At 74.9% G+C, this 18,048-nt stretch carries 12 protein-coding genes; 5 read left to right on the top strand and 7 right to left on the bottom strand.

Annotation, left to right across the window (positions count from 1 at the left end; genetic code table 11):
• Positions 1-44 precede the first annotated feature (44 nt).
• Positions 45-872, bottom strand: coding sequence for a flagellar basal body-associated FliL family protein (locus tag ABT299_RS29805; protein ID WP_190866600.1), 828 nt, complete (start codon positions 870-872; stop codon positions 45-47).
• A gap of 226 nt (positions 873-1,098) precedes the next feature.
• Here ABT299_RS29805 and ABT299_RS29800 point away from each other — a divergent pair, with 226 nt between their 5' ends.
• Positions 1,099-2,904: a CpaE/TadZ family protein gene (locus ABT299_RS29800; RefSeq protein WP_500252747.1), complete on the top strand. Its 1,806-nt coding sequence runs from the start codon at positions 1,099-1,101 to the stop codon at positions 2,902-2,904.
• Positions 2,901-3,380, top strand: a complete 480-nt coding sequence (locus ABT299_RS29795; RefSeq protein ID WP_190866604.1) for a hypothetical protein — start codon at positions 2,901-2,903, stop codon at positions 3,378-3,380. Before ABT299_RS29800 ends, ABT299_RS29795 begins: the two co-directional genes overlap by 4 nt.
• A gap of 47 nt (positions 3,381-3,427) precedes the next feature.
• Here ABT299_RS29795 and ABT299_RS29790 read toward each other — a convergent pair whose 3' ends face one another.
• The 3 genes from ABT299_RS29790 to ABT299_RS29780 form a co-directional block, all read right to left on the bottom strand.
• Positions 3,428-4,855: a DUF1266 domain-containing protein gene (locus tag ABT299_RS29790; RefSeq protein ID WP_500252746.1), complete on the bottom strand. Its 1,428-nt coding sequence runs from the start codon at positions 4,853-4,855 to the stop codon at positions 3,428-3,430.
• A gap of 33 nt (positions 4,856-4,888) precedes the next feature.
• On the bottom strand, positions 4,889-5,887 hold the full coding sequence (locus tag ABT299_RS29785; RefSeq protein ID WP_500252745.1) for a glycoside hydrolase family 113 protein: 999 nt from the start codon (positions 5,885-5,887) through the stop codon (positions 4,889-4,891).
• 383 nt (positions 5,888-6,270) lie between these two features.
• Positions 6,271-7,212, bottom strand: a complete 942-nt coding sequence (locus ABT299_RS29780) for a DUF6177 family protein (protein ID WP_241756405.1) — start codon at positions 7,210-7,212, stop codon at positions 6,271-6,273.
• A gap of 207 nt (positions 7,213-7,419) precedes the next feature.
• Here ABT299_RS29780 and ABT299_RS29775 point away from each other — a divergent pair, with 207 nt between their 5' ends.
• On the top strand, positions 7,420-8,853 hold the full coding sequence (locus ABT299_RS29775) for an LCP family protein (protein WP_190866612.1): 1,434 nt from the start codon (positions 7,420-7,422) through the stop codon (positions 8,851-8,853).
• A 290-nt stretch (positions 8,854-9,143) separates the two neighbouring features.
• The gene (locus ABT299_RS29770; RefSeq protein ID WP_241756406.1) at positions 9,144-10,229 is read left to right on the top strand and encodes a glycosyltransferase; all 1,086 of its coding nucleotides are present in this window, start codon (positions 9,144-9,146) and stop codon (positions 10,227-10,229) included.
• An 87-nt stretch (positions 10,230-10,316) separates the two neighbouring features.
• Here the strand turns inward: ABT299_RS29770 and ABT299_RS29765 are convergent, their stop codons facing one another.
• From ABT299_RS29765 to ABT299_RS29755, 3 genes are all read right to left on the bottom strand, one after another.
• Positions 10,317-13,592 carry a sialidase family protein gene (locus ABT299_RS29765; protein ID WP_500252744.1) on the bottom strand — a complete coding sequence of 1,092 codons (3,276 nt, stop codon included), beginning with the start codon at positions 13,590-13,592 and terminating at the stop codon, positions 10,317-10,319.
• Between the two features lie 111 nt (positions 13,593-13,703).
• The gene (locus ABT299_RS29760; protein WP_190866616.1) at positions 13,704-14,828 is read right to left on the bottom strand and encodes an alpha/beta hydrolase; all 1,125 of its coding nucleotides are present in this window, start codon (positions 14,826-14,828) and stop codon (positions 13,704-13,706) included.
• A 52-nt stretch (positions 14,829-14,880) separates the two neighbouring features.
• Positions 14,881-16,443 (bottom strand): sulfatase family protein, encoded by a 1,563-nt coding sequence (locus ABT299_RS29755; RefSeq protein ID WP_500252743.1) that lies wholly within the window; start codon positions 16,441-16,443, stop codon positions 14,881-14,883.
• Positions 16,444-16,575: 132 nt separating this feature from the next.
• Here ABT299_RS29755 and ABT299_RS29750 point away from each other — a divergent pair, with 132 nt between their 5' ends.
• Positions 16,576-18,024, top strand: a complete 1,449-nt coding sequence (locus ABT299_RS29750; protein WP_500252742.1) for a family 43 glycosylhydrolase — start codon at positions 16,576-16,578, stop codon at positions 18,022-18,024.
• The last annotated feature ends 24 nt before the right edge of the window (positions 18,025-18,048 follow it).

The following is an 18,048-nucleotide window of genomic DNA, read 5'->3' as shown; positions in this document are numbered from 1 at the left end:
ACGGGCGGAGGCCCGCCCGTTCCGCGCCCGCTCGGCACGTTCCATCAGTTCGACCAGAGCAGCGTGTTGGTGACCTCGACGCCCAGCTCCCCGGCCGTCGCGAAGACGCTGCCGGTGCGGTCGCCGGTCGCGCCGCCGCTCCTCCAGTACGACTGCGCGTAGATCACGTTCCGGCCCTGCGACCAGGTCCGCGTCCAGTACGCCGGGTTCGCCCGCGGCTGCGGGAGCCCGCTGGCGTCCGACGGGGTGAGCAGCTTCGGCCAGCCGCTCTGGTCGGTCATGCCCTTGACGTAGATCGCCGCCGACGAGGTGCCCATCGTCATGATCGACACGGACGTGATGATGGTCTTGGTCGGGTTGGCGTAGACGGCCGAGTGCATCATCCCGACGCACGGGTACCTGCGCAGCGCGGGCAGCAGCTTGGCGTTGGCGCGCGTCACGCACGACTCGGTCCGGACGCCCGCCTGCGTGAAGGTGTGGCCCTTCGCCGTCCGGATGGTCCGGGTGAGGACGCTGGACGGGTCGCCGGTCCCGCCGATGGACGTCCGCGGCGACGGCGGGGGCGAGTAGGTCGTTCCCGAGGACGGGTTCAGATGGGTCACCGTCGGCAGCGCGACGGACCGGTCCGGCTTGTCGTCGCCGCTGCGCAGGATGAAGAACGCGCCGATCCCGACGATGCCGAGCACGGCGACCACGCCGATGATCAGGACGGGCACGAGCGCGCTTCCGCCGCCGCGCTTCGGCGGGGGAGGCGGGAAGCCCATCGGCGGTCCCGGCGGACCGGGCATCGGGGGGCCGGGCATCGGCGGGCCGGGCGGAGCCGGCGGGTAGCCCGGCCCGCCGGGCTGACCGGGCCATTCAGGGGGGTTCATGGTCGCTCCGGGCGGTGTGCTCACATGGCGGGGTGCCGATCGAGGTCCGGCCAGACTAGCGGGAGGGTAAGGGTGATTTCAGGATAGATCGCCTGTCTGGGGTCGTCTGTGCCGGTGAGGCCGGTGTGCACGGTGCCCCGGATCCCGTCCGGGAGGAGGCGCCGAGCCCGCGGCGGTGCGTGGGGCGACGCGTGTCTCGTAGTCTTGGCGGGGAGAGGGGAGGCCGGTGTCCGACTCCAGTTGGCAGCAGGCGGTACTGCGCGAGATCGGCGTGTCCCGGCGCGGGCTACAGGTCCTCGACGCGACGCCCTCCGCCCCCGCACAGGGGACCTGGGGCGCCGATGCGCCGCCGCGCCCTGCCGAGGAGCGGGCGCCCGCGGCGTCCGTCCCGGCGCAGGTGACGCAGGCCGCCCGGCCGGAGCCGCAGCCCGCGCCCGTGCAGGCGGCGCCGCCCGTTCAGGCCGCGCCGGAGGCGCCGCCCCCCGTCCCTGAGGCTCCGCCGTTCCCGCAGGTCGCGGACGCGTCGCAGGGCGCCCAGGACGAGCCGGCCCCGCTGCTGCCCGAGCCGCCGGCCCCCGAGCCCGTTGCCCCCGAGCCCGTTGCCCCCGAGCCCGTGGTGCCCGAGCCGGTGCCGTCCCCGCAGATCCAGCAGCAGGCGGCGGCCCAGCAGCCCGTACAACAGCCGGCCTTCCAGGAGCAGGCGTTCCAGGAACAGGCGTTCCAGGAGCAGGCCGCGCAGCAGGCCGCCGCCCAGCAGCAGGCGGTGACCCAGCAGCAGGCCGCGCCTCACCAGCCCATGCAGCCGGCAGAGCAGCAGCAGCCGCCGCAGCAGGCAGAGCAGCAGCCGCCGCAGCAGACAATGCAGCAGGCCGTGGACCTCCCGGCCGAGACGCAGCAGCAGATCGACCCGCTCGTCCACTCCGACTTCGACTGGGAGGCCGCGGTCAACCCGGTCCTCGGCGCGGTCCAGCCCGCCGCCGGCCAGGCGGCGCAGCAGGGGCAGCGGGCCGGGCAGCAAGGCGCATGGCCCGACCCGGCGGCCGCGGCGCAGCAGCACGCGCAGCCCGCCGCGCCCGTCCAGCCGGTGATGCCCGGTCAGCCCGCCGGTCCCGGGCAGGTGCCCGGCCAGGAGATCCCGCCCGCCGACCTCGTCCGCAGGAACCAGCACGGCGACGCGCTGGCCCGCCGGGTCGGGCGCGGCGTCCTGAAGGCGGTCGGCGGCGGCGCCCGCGAGGCCCGGCTGCTGGCGGCGTTCGGCGAGCTGATGCAGCGGTCCGTGCCGAGTTCCCGGCAGATCGCGGTGGCGAGCGTGCGCGGCGGCGCGGGCAAGACGACGATGGCGGCGCTGGTCGCGACGGAGCTGGCCCGGCACCGCGCCGACCGGGTGCTGGCCGCCGACGCCGACGCCGAACTCGGGTCGCTGCCGCTGCGCCTCGGCGTCCGCTCGCAGCTGTCGCTGTTCGAGCTGGCGGCGCAGAATCCGCAGTCGTTCGAGGAGGCGGCGCGGTTCCTCACCCGCACGCCCGACGGCCTGTGGGTGCTGTCGTCCACGCGCGGCGGGCGCATCGCCGGCGAGTTCACGCTGGAGACGTTCGAGACGGCGCTGAGCGCGGTCAGCCGGTACGTCGCGGCGACGGTCGTCGACTGCGGCGCCGGCATCCTCACCGAGGTCAACCGCGGGGTCATCGCCGGTTCGCACGGCCTGGTGCTGGTGACGCCAGGGACGGTCGACGGGGCGCTGAGCGCGCGCGGGGCGCTGGAGTGGTTCGTGTCCAACGACCAGCAGGACGTGCTGCGCCGCACCGTGATCGCGATGGTGTCGCACGCCCCGCAGGTCGGCGCGGACCTGCAGCGCGCCCACCAGATGCTGGCCGCGTGGGGGCTGCCCGTGGTGGCGGTGCCCTACGACCGGCACCTGGCCACCGGCAGCTCGCTGGAGCTCGGCCGGGTGTCGGCCGCCGCACGGATGGCGGGGATCCAGGTGGTGCACGAGGTGTTCGCCCGTTCGCTCGGCGCCGGGGTGGCCCGATGAGCAGTGACCTGGTCGCGCTGGTGCGCCGCCGCCCGGACGTGCACGCCGTCGCCGACGGCATGATCGCGATGGGCGAGCCGCTGGAGCTGCGCGGCGGGGAGCCGGAGCCGACCCTGCTGTACGACGCGGACGGCCGGCTGCTCGTCGCGATCGAGGACGCGGTGCAGGTGTCGGTGCAGGGCGAGATCGGGCGGCTGCTGGGCGCGGAGTTCGCGGCCCGGGTCGTCGCGCCGGTCTGGTGGGTGGACATCCGCGCGGTCGCGGACCTGCCGGACGCGCCGCGCGTCGCCCGCAAGTTCGCCGACTCGCTGGTGCACTGGCTCGGCGGGACGGTGTACCCGGATGGGGAGAGCGACGCGCCCGCGCAGAGCTGGCGGGCGTCCGGCGAGGGCGGCGGCGCGGCGGCGGAGGTGCCGGGGAGCGCGCAGGGCGCGGCGGACGGCGCCGCCTACCAGGGCGGGGTCATCGGCGGCTGACGGCGCGCGCGGGTCGGGGCCGGTCGCGGGTCAGGGCCGGTCGCGGGTCAGGGCCAGTCGCGGGTCAGGTCGAGGTCCCACGGCACGAGGTTCCACGGGCTGCGCCGCTCCGCGGCGAGGTGCTCGACGAGCCGGTCGTACTCCGCCTGCGCACGGCCGCCGCCGCCCGACCACAGCAGCCGTCCCTGCAGGTAGCACGTCGCCATGTCGTGCCAGGACGTGTAGCGGCGCTGGACGTCCAGGGCGAGCGGCAGCATCCGCTCCCAGCAGTACTCCTCGGTGAGCCAGCCCACCATGTGGCCCCACCGGTACAGCATCAACGCGCGCGCGTAGTCCCAGATGAGGAACCGGCCGACGTTGGCGTGCAGGGCCGGGTCGGCGAGCACCTCCAGCCGGTGCAGCTCCTCGGCGGCGTGGCCGCGGTCGTTGAACAGCCGGTGCAGGAACTGGGCCAGCTCCGCGCCCTCCTCGCTGGCGTCCGCGCCGGCATCGTCGCGCAGCAGCGGCGGGACGAGCTTGGCGTACACGGCGCCGCCGTCCCCGTACCGGACCCGGACGAGCTCGATGAGCCGCTCGACGAACGGCGGCTCCAGCCGGTCGGCGGCGATGAGGCCGTCCACCTCGTGGAGCAGCGCGGCGTAGCGCTCCCGCTCCTCGGGCGGGCGGGCGGCGAGCTCGGCGTCCATGGTGAAGTCGGCGCGGTGCCCCTCCTGGACGAGCCAGTTCACCGCGGCGAGCAGCTGCTCCAGGTCGTAGGCGCCCCACGGTTCGCGCAGCAGCTCCTGCGCGGTGCGCCGGTCGGCGGCCGCGGCGGACTCGCCCGGCGCGACGCCGAGCCGGTCGAGCCGGAACCCGTTGATCGCGCCGTACGGGGCGCCCGCGCCGATGATCCAGCGCTGCACCGGGGTGAGGTCGCTGCCGTGGGTGAGGACGCCGGGCAGGTCCGGCGCCGAGATCAGCTCCCAGAGCCGGCGCTGGAACTCCTCGGCCTGCCGCTCCTCGCTCTCGAAGAACCCGGCGAGCTGCTTGCGCAGCGACGGGTGCCGGACGTACAGCCGGCGGAAGAACCGGCCGTTCTTCCACACCAGGTGCTCGGGGCGCAGGTCGTCGAACGGGACGCGGGTCCGCCGGTGCACCATCGCCTGCTCGGTGAACCGCAACTCCAGCTCGGGCCAGAGCGCGGGCAGCGGGGTGAACCGCAGCGCCAGCAGGAAGGCGAGGACGAGCGCGACCATCACGGCGCCGGGCGCCAGCGCCCAGTTCGAGGCGCCGCGCAGCCCGGTGAGGGACAGGACCGCGCCGAACAGCAGCAGCACGACGCCGGCGGCGGCGCAGGACAGGAACCAGCCGGTGGTCAGGACGAGCGAGCCCTCGATCCGCAGGACGGCCTCGTCGCCGTCGAACTCCAGCGCGCCCTCGGCGAGGGTCCCCTCGACGGCCCGCTCGAGCGCGCCGAGCTGGCCGTCGGGTTCCATGAGGGGGACGCTACCCCATCCCTTACGGGTAGATCATCGGCTCTGTGCGCCATATGCGGCGGCCAGGGCGTGGAAGGCCGCTTTGGGACGCCACGTGCCGTCCGGGGCCGTCGCGACCACGCCGTAGGAGGCCATGTCGAGGTCGCGGGCCGGGTCGGCGGGATCGTGCGGGAGGCCCCATCCGGCGAAGGTGAACCAGAACGCGGCGTCGACGCCCTCGGCCGCGAAGACGTCCAGCAGTTCGCGCATGTACCGGACCTGCTCCTGCTCGTCGCGGACGGGGGCGCCGGTGAGCCGGGGCGGCTCGGCGTCCCGGTCGACGATCATCCAGCCGGTGCCGCCCCGGTCGCCGGCGCCCGCGTAGGTGCAGCAGCCGAACTCGGTGACCGCGACGGGCTTGCCGTGCCGGAAGTGGCCGCGCAGCCATTCGCGGTAGTGCGCGGCGTTCTCGGCGGACCGGTAGCCGTCGACGGACACCAGGTCGAACGGCCCCCAGTCCAGCTCCTCCCAGGGGCCGGACGCGTAGGTGATCCGGCCGCCGAACCGCTCGCGGGCCGTCGCCACCGTCTCGGCGAAGAACGCGTTGACCCGGCCCGGGACGTCGCCCATCGCGGCGTACACCTCCGGGTCGCCGGACATGACCGCCTGGATCCGGGCGTACACGTCGTCGCCGGGGACGAATCCGCGCGCGAACAGGCTGACCTCGCAGCCCGTCACCAGGACGACCTCCGCGCCGCCGCGCCGGACCGCCTCGGCCCGCCCGGCGCACTCGGTGAACAGCGCGGCCATCTCGTCCGGCGGCAGCTCGCAGGGGAACGGCGCGAACCAGACCTCCAGGCCGGCGGCCGCGGCCTCCTCGGCGGCGGCGCCTAGCCGGTCCGGGGCGCCGCCGCTGATCCGGACGGCGGTGCAGTGCAGGTCGGCCGCGATGGCGCGCATGTCGCGCCGGACGTCGGCCCGGTCGAAGCCGGGGCGGCTGTCCCTCCCGCCGGGGAAGAAGCCGGTGTCGTAGTTGATGCCTCGGGCTCGCATGGCCTTCTCTTCTCTCGGGAACTCGTGACTCGGCGGACGCGGGGCGGCGACGGGCGGCGGACGTCAGGCCGCGGCGGGCACCGGCGCGGGCCGTTCCCGCCCGCTCGCCGCGCGCGTCTCGGCGTCGAGCAGCTCCTTCATCGGCTCGGTCGCGGCGCCGCTCGCGACGGCACCGACGCCGATCGCGGGGCGGCGGCCTGCGGCCCGGTGGCGGCGGTCGGCCGCTCCGCGTCCGTGCGGTGGAACGTCATCGGGCCCTCCTGCGGTCCTCGCCTGCGGTGGTCCCAGCTTCGCGGGAACCGGGGCGGGCCCGGCAGATCCGTCCGTCCACGCCTGGGCAGGACAAATGTCACCGCCGGCAGTGGACGGAGGGGTCAGGAGGGTCAGGCGGACTGGAGGTGCTGCATCAGGAGGCTGTGGCGCTGCCAGCCGTCCTGCGAGCGGCCGTCGCCGAGCGGGAACATCGTCAGCGGCTGGCGCGGCGGCCCGACCTGCTGCCCGGGGATGCCGTTCGGCCCGCCGACGGCGCCCGCCACGGCCAGCGCGACCGGCGCGGGCGCGCCCGTCCAGCGCGGCTCGGTGGTGAGGTCGGCGCGGCCGGGGGTGAGCTGCACGAACAGCGACGCCACGGGCTGGTCGGCGGCGAGCGCCCCGACCAGCGACCCGAGGTGACGCAGCGGCGGCGGGTCGTCCGGGCCGTAGCCGACGGTGACGGTGCTGACCTCGGCGACGCCGCCGCCCTCGGTCGCGGTGAAGTCGCAGATCGCCTGCGCGGGGCGCGGGCCGTCCCCGCCGACGAGCAGCCGGGAGGTGGACCGGCCGCGGGCGTACTCGGCGAGCCGGTCGGGCCGCCACGGGTGCTCCAGCGGCTCGGCGGGGCCGAGCCCGGCGGGGAGCTTGCCCGTGGTGAGCTGGAGCAGCCGCTCGACCGGGCCGGCGAGGTGCCCGTCGGCGCCGTGCCGGATCCGGTAGACGAGGGTGAGCTGCGAGCCGATCGGGGCGGTGGGGCGGGTGGTGAACCCGGGCGCGTAGTCGCGGGCCTCCGGGACCGGCACGAACATCGCGCCGCCCCACTTCAGCGGGCGGCCGGTGAGGCCCTCGTAGTAGCCGTCGCCGTCGCGGACGACCCACTGCAGCTCGGCGCCGGACGCGGCGCTGCGCAGCGGCAGCGACAGGCGGGACCCGAGCGGCGTGACCAGCTGCAGGACGCGGCCGGTGGCGGCGCATTCGCCGAGGGCCCGGTTCAGCCAGGCGCTCAGCGCGACGACCGGGCGGTCCTGCAGCACGACCATGGCCTGGTCGGTCAGCGCGTCTACGATGCTCATCTTCACCGGAGTCTAGTCACCTCGCCGCCGCGCTCCGGGCGGGTCCGGCCCGTCGCGTCCGGGGGTCCTGCACACCCGCGTTCGAGGGGGCCGGCCCGCCTGCGTCGGGGGTCCGGCGCGCCCGCGTTCGGGGGCCCGGCGGCCCGTCCCGGCCGAGTTTTCCGTGACGGGGGTGACCGCTGTCCAATCTGTGCTGAAATGTTACGGATGCAGCGAGCCGCCTCACCGCCGCCGGTGTACTACAGCGCCCCATCGCCGCCGGAACCGCCGGTGCAGCGCGGGCGCCTTTGGCGCTTGCTCGGCTGGGCGTCGATCGCCATGTCGGTGATCCTCGTCGGCGGCAGCCTCACCGCGTACGGGTTCTGGCGGCGGCTGGACGGCCAGATCCACCGCGAGAACGTCAAGGACAAGCTCGGCGCGAACCGGCCCGCCAAGCTCAACGACTCCATCAACATCCTGCTGATGGGGTCCGACAGCCGGCAGGGCGCCAACGCGCAGTACGGCACCGAGCAGGGCGAGCGGTCCGACACCACGATCCTGCTGCACATCTCGCCCGGCGGCGCCGGCGCGATCGGCATCAGCTTCCCCCGCGACTCGATGGTCCAGATGCCGAGCTGCAAGAAGTCGAACGGCACCACCGTCCCGGCCCAGTTCGGCATGATCAACGCCGCGTTCTCCAACGCCGGCCCCTCCTGCACCTGGCGCACCATCGAGTCGCTGACCAAGATCCACATCGACCACTTCGTCGAGGTGGACTTCGCCGGCTTCAAGCAGGTCGTGGACGCCCTCGGCGGCGTCGAGATCTGCGTCCCGAAGCCGATCAACGACCCGAAGGCCGAGCTGCACCTCAAGGCGGGCAAGCAGACCGTGCACGGCGCCGAGGCGCTCGGCTACGTGCGCACCCGCTACGTCCTCGGCGACGGCTCCGACCTCGACCGGATCAAGAGGCAGCAGGCGTTCATGGCCTCGGTGGTCAAGAAGGCCACCGACAAGGGGATGCTCACCGACCCCGGCCGCACCTACTCCTTCCTCTCCGCCACCACCAAGTCGATCAAGGCCGACGACGGGCTGACGCTGTCGGTGATGGAGAAGCTGGCGAGCGGCCTGAAGGGGATGAGCGCCGGCAAGGTCCGGTTCGTCACCGTGCCGACGATGGCGTACCCGAAGGACAAGAACCGCGTCCAGTTCAACCAGGCGCTCGCCGAGCCGCTCTTCCAGGCCATCCGCGAGGACAACACCCCGCCCGAGCCCGCCCCGACCCCGGTGCCCGCGCAGCAGAAGGTGCAGCCCGTCCCGCCCGCCCAGGTCAGGATCGGCGTCTTCAACGGGACCGCCGAGCACGGGCTCGCCCAGCGCACCGCCGACCAGCTCGCCGAGCGCGGCTTCAAGGTCGTCAAGGTCGGCACCGTCAAGTCGGCGGCCAAGACCCGGATCCTCTACGGCGCGGGCGCCGAGAGGCAGGCGGCGCGGGCCGCGATCGCGGTCCCCGGCCACCCGCCCGAGGCCTGGGCCAAGGCCAAGCCCGGCTACGTCTACCTGATCATCGGCAAGGACGGCGCGAAGCTGAGCGGCGGCGGCCCGGCGGTGCCGAAGGTCGCCGGCGAGATCCGCGCCGACCGCGACGTATGCGCGCAGGCCTGAACCGGACGCGCCGAACCGGGCCCCGCCGGGCCGTACCGGGCACGTTCCATCGTCAGCAGTTCCACCACACCGGTATCTTGGCGGCGCGCAACCATCAACCGCACCAAAGCGTCACATGAACGACGGCGTTCGCGCCCGCCCTCCGCCCCCGCCCAGCCCCCGACCCGACCCCGACCTGTCCCGACCCCTGTCCCCGCCCGCCCGACCACCCCACGAGGAGCCCCTCCCGAGCCACGCCCCGTCGGCTCGCGCTCCGAACGGCCGTCACGGCCCCACCCGGAAACGGACCGATGCAGCCCGAACCCTTCACCCTTCTGATGACCGTCTACGGCGGTGACCGGGAAGAGTACGTCCGGGACGCCTTCCGCAGCGCCGTCGACGACCAGACGCTCCGCCCCGACCAGGTGGTGCTCGTCCAGGACGGGCCGGTCCCGCCGGGGCTCGCGGTCGCGCTGCAGGAGCTCGTGGCGGCCAGCCCGGTCGAGGTGACGTTCGTGCCGCTGGAGGTCAACCGCGGGCTCGGGCCGGCGCTGGACGCGGGGCTGCAGGCCGCCCGGCACGACATCGTCGCCCGGATGGACGCCGACGACATCGCGATGCCGCACCGCTTCGAGCTGCAGGTCCCGCTGGTGCGGGCGGGCGCCGAGCTGGTCGGCGCCGGGCTGCTGGAGTTCGGCCGGGACACCGCCGACGTCGTCGGCCGCCGCATCCCGCCGAGCGACCCCACCGACATCGTCCGCTACTCGCGGCTGCACGACCCGTTCAACCATCCGACGGTCGTCTACCGGCGCAGCGCCGTCATCGCCGCCGGCGGCTACGGCGACCTGCCGCTGATGGAGGACTACTGGCTGTTCGTCCGGATGATCGCCGCCGGCGCCCGGCTGGTGAACGTCGCCGAACCGCTCGTCTACTACCGCGTCGGCGACGGCGCCTACGAGCGCCGCGGCGGCCGCGAGCTGCTCCGCTCCGAGCTGCTGCTGCAGCGCGAGATGCTCCGCGAGGGGTTCATCAGCCGCGCCCAGTACGTCCGCAACGTCATGCTCCGGGGCGGGTACCGGCTGGTGCCGACCGCGATCCGCAAGCCGTTCTACCGTCGCCTCGTCGCGCCCTACGGCGCCCGCCGCAACGCCGCGAAGGCGGCGCGGGCCGCGGAGATCGCCGCGGCGAACGCGGCGGCGCGGCTGCCCACCCTGACCATCCCCGACCCGTCCGCGGCGGTGGCCGGCGGGGCGCCCGACCCGACGATGACGGTCCCCGACCGGCCCGCGTACCGGCCGCGGCACGCCCGGCCCGACGACGACGTCCAGACCGGGTACGACATCTGGCCCGCCTACGGCGCGCAGGACCCGGCGACCGCAGACCCGCGCGAGGGCTGACCGCCAGGCCACCGTCCTGGAGCGCGCCAAAGAAGCGGGCCCGGCCGGTGGTCGGCGCCACCGGCCGGGCCCGCCGGGCTTCCGCTCCTACTTGGCCGGACGGCTCCACAGGACGGGCTGCTGGCCGTCGCGGTCCGCGGTGCCGCCGACGCCGAGCAGCGTCCCGCCCGCCGCCGCCAGCCCGGTGATCTCCTGGTCGCCGGGGCCCGCCAGCCCCTTGCCGGACGGGGTCGAGACCGTCCAGGACGCGCCGTCCGCGGACTTCCACGCCACCACGTCGGCCGAGCCCGCGTCGCCCGCCGTGCCCGCCGCGGAGAACCCGGCGCCGGTCGCGGCCAGCGCGGTGACCCGCACGGCCTTCGCGCCGCCCGGCGACGGGAGCTGCACCGCCTTCCAGGTGCGGCCGCCGTCGGCGGACACGTAGCCGAGCGCGACCGTGCCGGACGGCGTCCGTCCCTCACCGGCCGCCACGATCGTGTTGCCCTGCGCGCCGACCTGCGTCAGCGACCCGTCCGTCGTGCCGGACGGCAGCGGAAGCTGCTTCAGCGTCCACTGCTTGCCGTCCTGCGAGGTCCACACGGCCGGCCGGTCGGCGGTGGCGGCCTTGGCGGCGGGGTCGCGCAGGCCGCCCGCGGCCGCGAACCCGAAGCCGCCCGCGGCGACCGAGCGCAGCCAGCGGTCGGAGTTCGGCAGCGCGTTCAGCCCGCTGTTCCCGACGCCCCTGCCGCGCTCCCACGTCTTCAGGTCGGCGGAGAACCAGGTGGCGGCGGACGCGCCGTCCTCGCCGACGATCACATAGCCGGCCGGGCCCGCCGCGGTGGCGTAGGTCGCGAGCTGGTTGCGGCCGGGCCGGAACGCGTCAGCGCCGTCCGCGGCCTGCCAGCCCGAGCCGTCGGACGAGGTCACGACGAGCGGCTGGTGCGGCGCGGCCCGGTCGAACCCGACCGCGAGCCACCCCTGCCTGCCCGCGGCGACGCTGAGCAGCCGCTGCCCGCCGGGCCGGGAGAACGCGGCGCCGGCGCCCTGCGCCCGCGTCCACGTCTTCCCGTCACCGGAGACCCACGCGGCCGCCTCGCCGCCCGCGCTGCCCACCGCGACGGTCTTGGCGCCGTCGGAGCCGAGCGCGGTGACGGTGTGGTCGCGGCGCACCGCGCCCGGCACCTTCGCCAGGTCGACCGGGACCTCGGCGCCCTTGGCGTCCAGCACGGTGAGTATGGCGTTCTGGTCGCCGCCGCCGTTCTGGAAGCCGACGACGACGCTCTGCCCGGCGGACGACGCCGACGACCGCACCGTGCGGCCGGGCTGGGCCGGGACGGAGCCCGCGTCCTGCCAGGTGTTGCCGTCCGCGCTGCGCGACACCAGGAGGTCGCGGCCCCGCACGACGACCGCGGCGAACCCGTTCGCGTCGCCGAGCACGGTCGAGACGCTCCGGTAGCCGGACGCCTTGAGCTGCCCCGCCTTCGTCCAGGTCTTGCCGTCCTTGGACGTGAACGCCTGCCCGTAGGGGCCGTTGATCTCGCGGATGGCGAGGAAGCCGGTGGGGCCGCCGCCGACCATCAGGCCGTGCGTGCCCTTCGGCGCGGGCACCTCGGTGGTGTCCCAGGTGCTCCCGCCGTCCTCCGAGCGGAACGTGCGGCGGAACCGGGCGGGCTTCTTCGGGTCCGGCGCGTGGATCGCCTCGACGACCACCGCGTTCCCGGACGCCGCCGCCGTGACCAGCGCGAGCTGCCCGTTCCGCACCGGCAGGCCGAGCTGGCCGCCGCTCTTGATGGCCCAGCTCGCGCCGTCGCCGGACGTCCAGACGGCGGGCTCGGCGTCGCTGAAGTCGCCCTTCTTGGACGAGGCGCCGATCGCCATGAACCCGTCGCCGGTGCCGATGACCTGCTTCACCCGCGTGTGGCCGCCGAACGGCAGCGCGGCCTGGTCGGGCTGCCGCGTCCAGCTCCTGCCGTCCTGGCTCGTCCACAGCACGGGGCCGGCCGTGCCGGCGCCGATCGCGACCCAGCCGTGCCCGCCGCCGCCGACCAGCCGGGGCGTGTCGTCGGGGGTGCCGCCGGTGCCCTTGACCTCGGCGGACGTGTAGGTCCGGCCGCCGTCGGAGGAGACGAGGAACTCGGGGCGCGAGCCGGCCACGCCGGACTCCGCGCCGACGGCCACCACGGTCGAGCCGGCCGCCGCGACGTCGGTCAGCCGCTGGTCGAGCCCGTCGTGGCCGCCCTGCCCGGCCGCGAACAGCGACCCGGCGAGCCGGACGCCCGCGGCGGAGCCGCCGTCGTCGTCACCGCCGCTCTGGGAGACGAAGTAGTAGCCGCCGCCCGCGAGGACGGCGACGGCCGCCAGACCGGCGACGCCGATGAGGATCGGCTTCTTGGACCGCTTCGCGCCCTTCTTCTTCGGCTCGGTGCGCCACGGCTCGTCGATCGTCGGGGGCGCCGGAGTGACGGGCGGGCCGAGCGGCGCCGCCTGCGGCCCGGGGAGCTGCTGCGACGGGACGCCCGGGATCTCCTGGGCGTAGGGGAACGGCTCGGGCCCGCCGAGCACGGGCTTGTTGTCCGGGATCTCCTGCGCCCAGGGGAACGGCTCGTGCGCGGGACCGGGCTGCCCGGGGCCGGGGAGCGGCGGGGCGGGCTGCGGCGTGGCCTGGGGCGTGGGCGGCAGCGCGGCGTGCGGGTTGCCGGGGATCTCCTGCGCCCACGGGAACGGCTCGGGCGCCGCCGGGGGCGGCGCGGGGACGTCCTGGGCGTAGGGGAACGGCGCGGGCGGCTGCGGGGCCGGCGGCTGCTGCGCGAAGGGCGGCGGGGCCGGCGGCGCCGGAGGCTGGACGGGCGGCTGCGGCGCGGCCGGCGGCCGCTGGGAGGCGGCGGGACGTTCCACGCGGGTGACGTCCGCTTCCTCGTCCTCGTCGTCGTCGCGGCCCGTGTTCCCGAGCCAGGCGGAGGCGTCCAGGATGGTCTGGTCGCCGATCGGGTCACCGGAGGCCGGGCCACCAGAGGCCGGGCCGGCGGGTGCGGCGGCAGGCGCGCCGGGGAACGGCGGGAGCGGCGGAGGATCGGCGGGCTCACCGCCGCCGCCCTCGCCGCCGCCCGGGTTCCCGGTCGAGAACACCTGCGTGCGCATCATCCCGCTGATGTCGATGTCGCTGACCGTCCGGTCGGACTCGTCGTCCTCCGGCTCGGGCAGCGGCTCCCCGAACGGCGGCGGCTGCTCGGCCGGCTCGGGCAGCAGCGGCGTGGCGCCGGACGGGCCCTGCTCGGCCAGCCACTGGGGAGGCGGCGGCGCCTGCCCCGGCCGCCCGGCGTCGGGACGCTCGACCTCGCCCTGCCCGGGCCCGTGGTCGCCGTCCTGCTTTCCGGTCGAAGTCACGCCCGCACTCCCAGCCTGAGGTCACGTACACGTCGCCCGCGTGTCAGATGGTCGTGAGCGATGATAATGGGGCATTCGCCCCTGGGGGCCGCGTTGCGGACCGTACCGCCGTCACCCGGCCTTCAGCCGGCCGTTCATCCACTGCATGATCTCGGGCGTCAGCCGGGTGAACGTGCCGAAGTTGTGGCCGCCGTCGTCGGGGAACAGCGTGTCCACCCGCAGCGGCGGCTTCGCCGCCTGGATGAACTGCTGCGCCTGCCGGTACCCCTTCTCCACCTTGCTGGAGGCCAGCAGGACCGACGTCGGCGGGGACGGCAGGTTCCGCACCCGCCAGAGCAGGTCGTTGTCGTTGCGGACCTTCGGGCTGCCGCCGTACAGCTCGCCGGTCGTCGCGTCCTTGATCGCGTGCAGGTAGCCGCCGAGGGACGCGCCCGCCGCGAACCGGTCGGAGTGCATCATGGCCAGCTTCACCGCGCAGTAGCCGCCGGTCGACTGGCCCATCACCCCCCAGCCCTGCTCGTCGGCCGCCAGCCGGTAGGTCGCGCTCAGCGCCTTCGGGACGTCCTGCGCGAAGAACGCGAGGGACTGCGGCCCGCTCGGCACGTCGGTGCACTCGGTGTCGCGCGGCGGGGCGACCATCGTCCGGGTGATGACGTAGACGGTCGGCTGGATCGTTCCGTTGCGCATGTCCTTGGCGGCGAGCTTCACCATCGCCTGCCGCTCGATGATGCCGCGCGGGTCGCCCGGGTAGCCGGCGAGGACGAGCGCCACCGGGAACCGGCGGTCCTTGAACTGCGGCTGGAAGTACTGCGGCGGCAGGTAGACGAACGCCTGCACCTGCAGGCCGGTCCGCGCGCCGCGGATCGTCGTCTGCTCCAGCCGCCCGTCCCGTTCCGGGTCGTGCAGGCCCTGCTTCACCGACAGCGGCGAGACGGTCCGCGCGAGCGGGCCGCCCGACCAGGCGCCCTGACCCGCCTTGGCGCCGTGCACCGCGACGGGCCCGTCCAGCCGGCCGAGCAGGTCGCTCCAGCTGTTGTAGAAGAGGAAGTAGGCGTTCATCCCGGTGACGAGGGCGAGCGTGATGAACAGCTGGCAGCCGACCAGCAGCCCGCCGCGGGCGGCCTGCGCGCCGAGCCCGCGGCCGGTGATCCTCGGCAGCGCCCACAGCGTGCCGGCCAGCGCCGCCACGGCGAGCAGGCAGACGAGGACCACGAAGGCCGTGCCGGTCAGCTGCATGGGTCGTGCTCCCCCTTCGTCGGGCCGCCGGGCCCGGCCGAGCCGGTCCGGCTCACTGGGCCCGGCCCGCGGACGCGCAGCTCTGCCCCGAGCACCGGACGAGGGCGTTCAGCTGCTCCGACAGCTGCCGCCGCCGCTCCTCGGGCAGCCGCTTCGCGGCGTTGTCCAGCTCGTTCGGATCGCGCGCCAGGTCGTAGTACTCGCGCTCGCCGTCGGCGTACTCGACGTAGAGCGCGTCGTTCGTGCGGATCGCGTTGTAGGTCGTCGGCGCGCCCGGCGCGGAGTCCTGCCGGTCCGGGTCGTCGCGCGACGGCGCGGGCTTGACGTGCTCGATCAGCGCCGCCTGCCGCCAGTCGCCGGGCGTCTCGCCGCGCAGGAACGGCACCAGCGACCGGCCGTCGGTGCCCGGCGGCGCGGGCAGCCCGGCGAGGCCGAGGAAGGTGGGGGCGAGGTCGGTGTTCTGCGCGAACGCGCCGACGTGCCGCCCCGCGCCGACGCCGGGCCCGGTGACGACGTACGGGACGTGGATGTCGACGTCGAACGCGGTCATCTTGCCGCCGGCGAGCCGGTGCTCGCCCATGTGGAAGCCGTTGTCCGAGCCGAAGACCACGTAGGTGTCGCGGTCGATGCCGAGCGTCGCCAGCTCGCCGCGGATGCGGCCGATCATGTCGTCGACGGACTGCACCATCCGGACCCGGTCGCGGAACCCCTCGTCGATCCGGGCGATCGCGCCCTTGCCGAGCTTGGGGTGCTTGCGCAGCCAGGACGGCTTGTCGCGGACGTCCCTCTCGTTGAACGCCGGCGACCGGGGCGCCTTCAGGCCGGCGAACTTGTCGGCGTACCGGGGCGCGGACACGAACGGGCCGTGCGGCGCGAACGTGGAGATCTCCATGAAGAACGGCTTGGACGAGCCGCCGGCGCGCTGCACGAAGTCGGTGCCCTTGTTCGCCAGGACGTCGGTCAGGTAGTCCTGCGGCTGGTGGCCGTAGTTGATGAGGCGGCCGTTCTCGTTCAGGTTGTAGTCGTACTCGGGGTAGCCGTTGCCCGCGACGTACCACTCGCTCCAGCCGGGCGGCACGTACGGGCGGGGGCCGCCCTGCTTGTCGCCGGGGAGGTAGCCGTTCATGTACTTGCCGAGGAAAGCGGTCCGGTAGCCGGCCTTCTGCAGGGCGGGCCCGAACGAGTTCCGCTCGCCGCCGTTCTGCTGGAAGACCTGGTAACCGCCGAGCGGCGGGAAGTTGGTGCGGACCTTGGTGTTGTGCGGGTAGAGCCCGGTGAAGATGGTCGCCCGGGACGTGCAGCACAGCGAGTCCGCCACGAAGAACTTGTCGAAGGTCAGGCCGTCCCGCTGCATCTTCTGCACCTGCGGCATGTGCGCGATGAGGTTCCACGACAGGTCGTCGGTGAGCACGAAGATGATGTTCGGCTTCTTGGCGGGCTGGGTGGCGGCGATGCGGTGCCGCTTGCCGCTCCCGCCGGAGCAGGCCGCGAGGCCGGCGGCGAGGACGGCGGTGAGCAGGAGTGCGAGGACGGTCCGGGAGCGGGCCGGGCGGGCAGGGGGACGGCGGGTGCGGGGGGTCGCCGAAGGCGGCTCGCACCGCTGTTCCCGGATCAACGTCCGCCTCTCCTCGACCAACAACCCCGCCAGCAGGGTACCCAGCCTTACGTGTGATTCGGGTGGGTGCCTGGTGGTTCGCGTGACTTGGGGATTGTTGGCATCATGCGGGTGGGCTGAAGGGGAGGTCAGGTGAGGCTGCGAACGGTCCGCCCCGCGCCCCGCGCGGCCGCGAGCGCGGCAGCCGCCGTCCTGGCCCTCGCCCTGCTGCTCTGCACCGGCTGCGCCGCCGGGACGTCCCGCGCCGGGGCGCGCCCGTCCGGCCGGTCCGGTGCCGCCGCGCCGCCCGCCCCGCAGGGCGCGGCGACGGCTCCGGTCACGGCGCCGGGCTACTCGCCCCGCGAGCCCGTGATCGGCTCCTCGTTCGCCGACCCGTCGGTGATCAAGGCGGGGGACGCGTACTACGCCTACGGCACCAACGACGCCGGCGCCAACATGCCGGTCGCGTCCGCCCCCGACGTCACCGGCCCGTGGAAGCGGCGCGCCTCCGACGGCCTGGTCCGGCTGCCGTCCTGGGCCACCAGCGGCCGGACGTGGGCGCCGGAGGTGGTCCCGCCCGGCGCCGGCAACGGCAGCTACGTGCTCTACTTCACCGCGCGCCACAAGGAGAAGGACAAGCAGTGCGTCGGGGTGGCGACCGCGTCGTCCCCGGCGGGCCCGTTCGTCGCCCTGGAGGGCGATCCGCTGGTGTGCCCGCTCGACCTCGGCGGCGCCATCGACCCGTCCTCGTTCGTCGACCGGGACGGCGGCCGCTACCTGCTCTACAAGACCGACGCCCGCAAGACCGCCGCGATCTGGCTGGTGCGGCTCAGCCCGGACGGCCTGTACCTCGCCGGTCCGCCGCGCAAGATCATGGCGCGCGGGAAGGACGACCCGGTGCTGGTCGAGTCCCCGGCCCTCGTCTTCCGGGGCGGCAAGTACGTGCTGCTCTACTCGGCGGGCTGGTACTTCGAGACGAACTACCAGACCAGGTACGCCGTGTCCGCGTCGCTGAACGGCCCGTACGAGAAGGCGAAGGAGCCGCTGCAGAGCACCGGCCGGTACGACGACGACGTCAAGGGGCCGGGCGGGGCGAGCATCGTGACCGACGCGAGCGGCGACCACCTGGTGTTCCACGGGCTGCTGGACTACCGGTCCAGCAAGCACATCCGGCGCGGCATGTACGTCGCGGCGCTCGCGTGGAACGGCCCGCAACCCGTCCTGCAGGGCGTCCCCACGCGCTACGAGGCCGAGCAGGGGCGGCTCAACGGCTGCGTCTCCGCGCTGCCGCGGCCGAACGCCTCGGGCGGACGCGTCGCGGGCCCGTTCGACCGCGACGGCTGCGGCCTCGACGTCCCGGTCCTCGCGCCCGCCGCCGGGCGGTACTCGGTGAAGGTCGCGTACGCCAACCGGTCGGGCAACGAGTCCCACCTGCGGTTCTCGGTGAACGGGACCCCGGAGACGACGCTCACGCTCCGCAGGACGCAGGGGTCGGACTGGACGTCCACCGAGGTCCAGGTCGACCTGAACGCGGGCTGGAACACCCTCGGGCTGGCGCGCGGCGACGGCCAGGGCCAGATCGACTACCTGGAAGTCCGCTAGCGCTCCGAAGGCATCGGCGTGCGG

It is taken from the genome of Spirillospora sp. NPDC000708, from assembly GCF_040299565.1.
Classification (GTDB): Bacteria; Actinomycetota; Actinomycetes; order Streptosporangiales; family Streptosporangiaceae; genus Spirillospora.
Note: the sequence above shows the minus strand (reverse complement) of the source record. Positions and strands in the feature narration are given on the sequence as shown.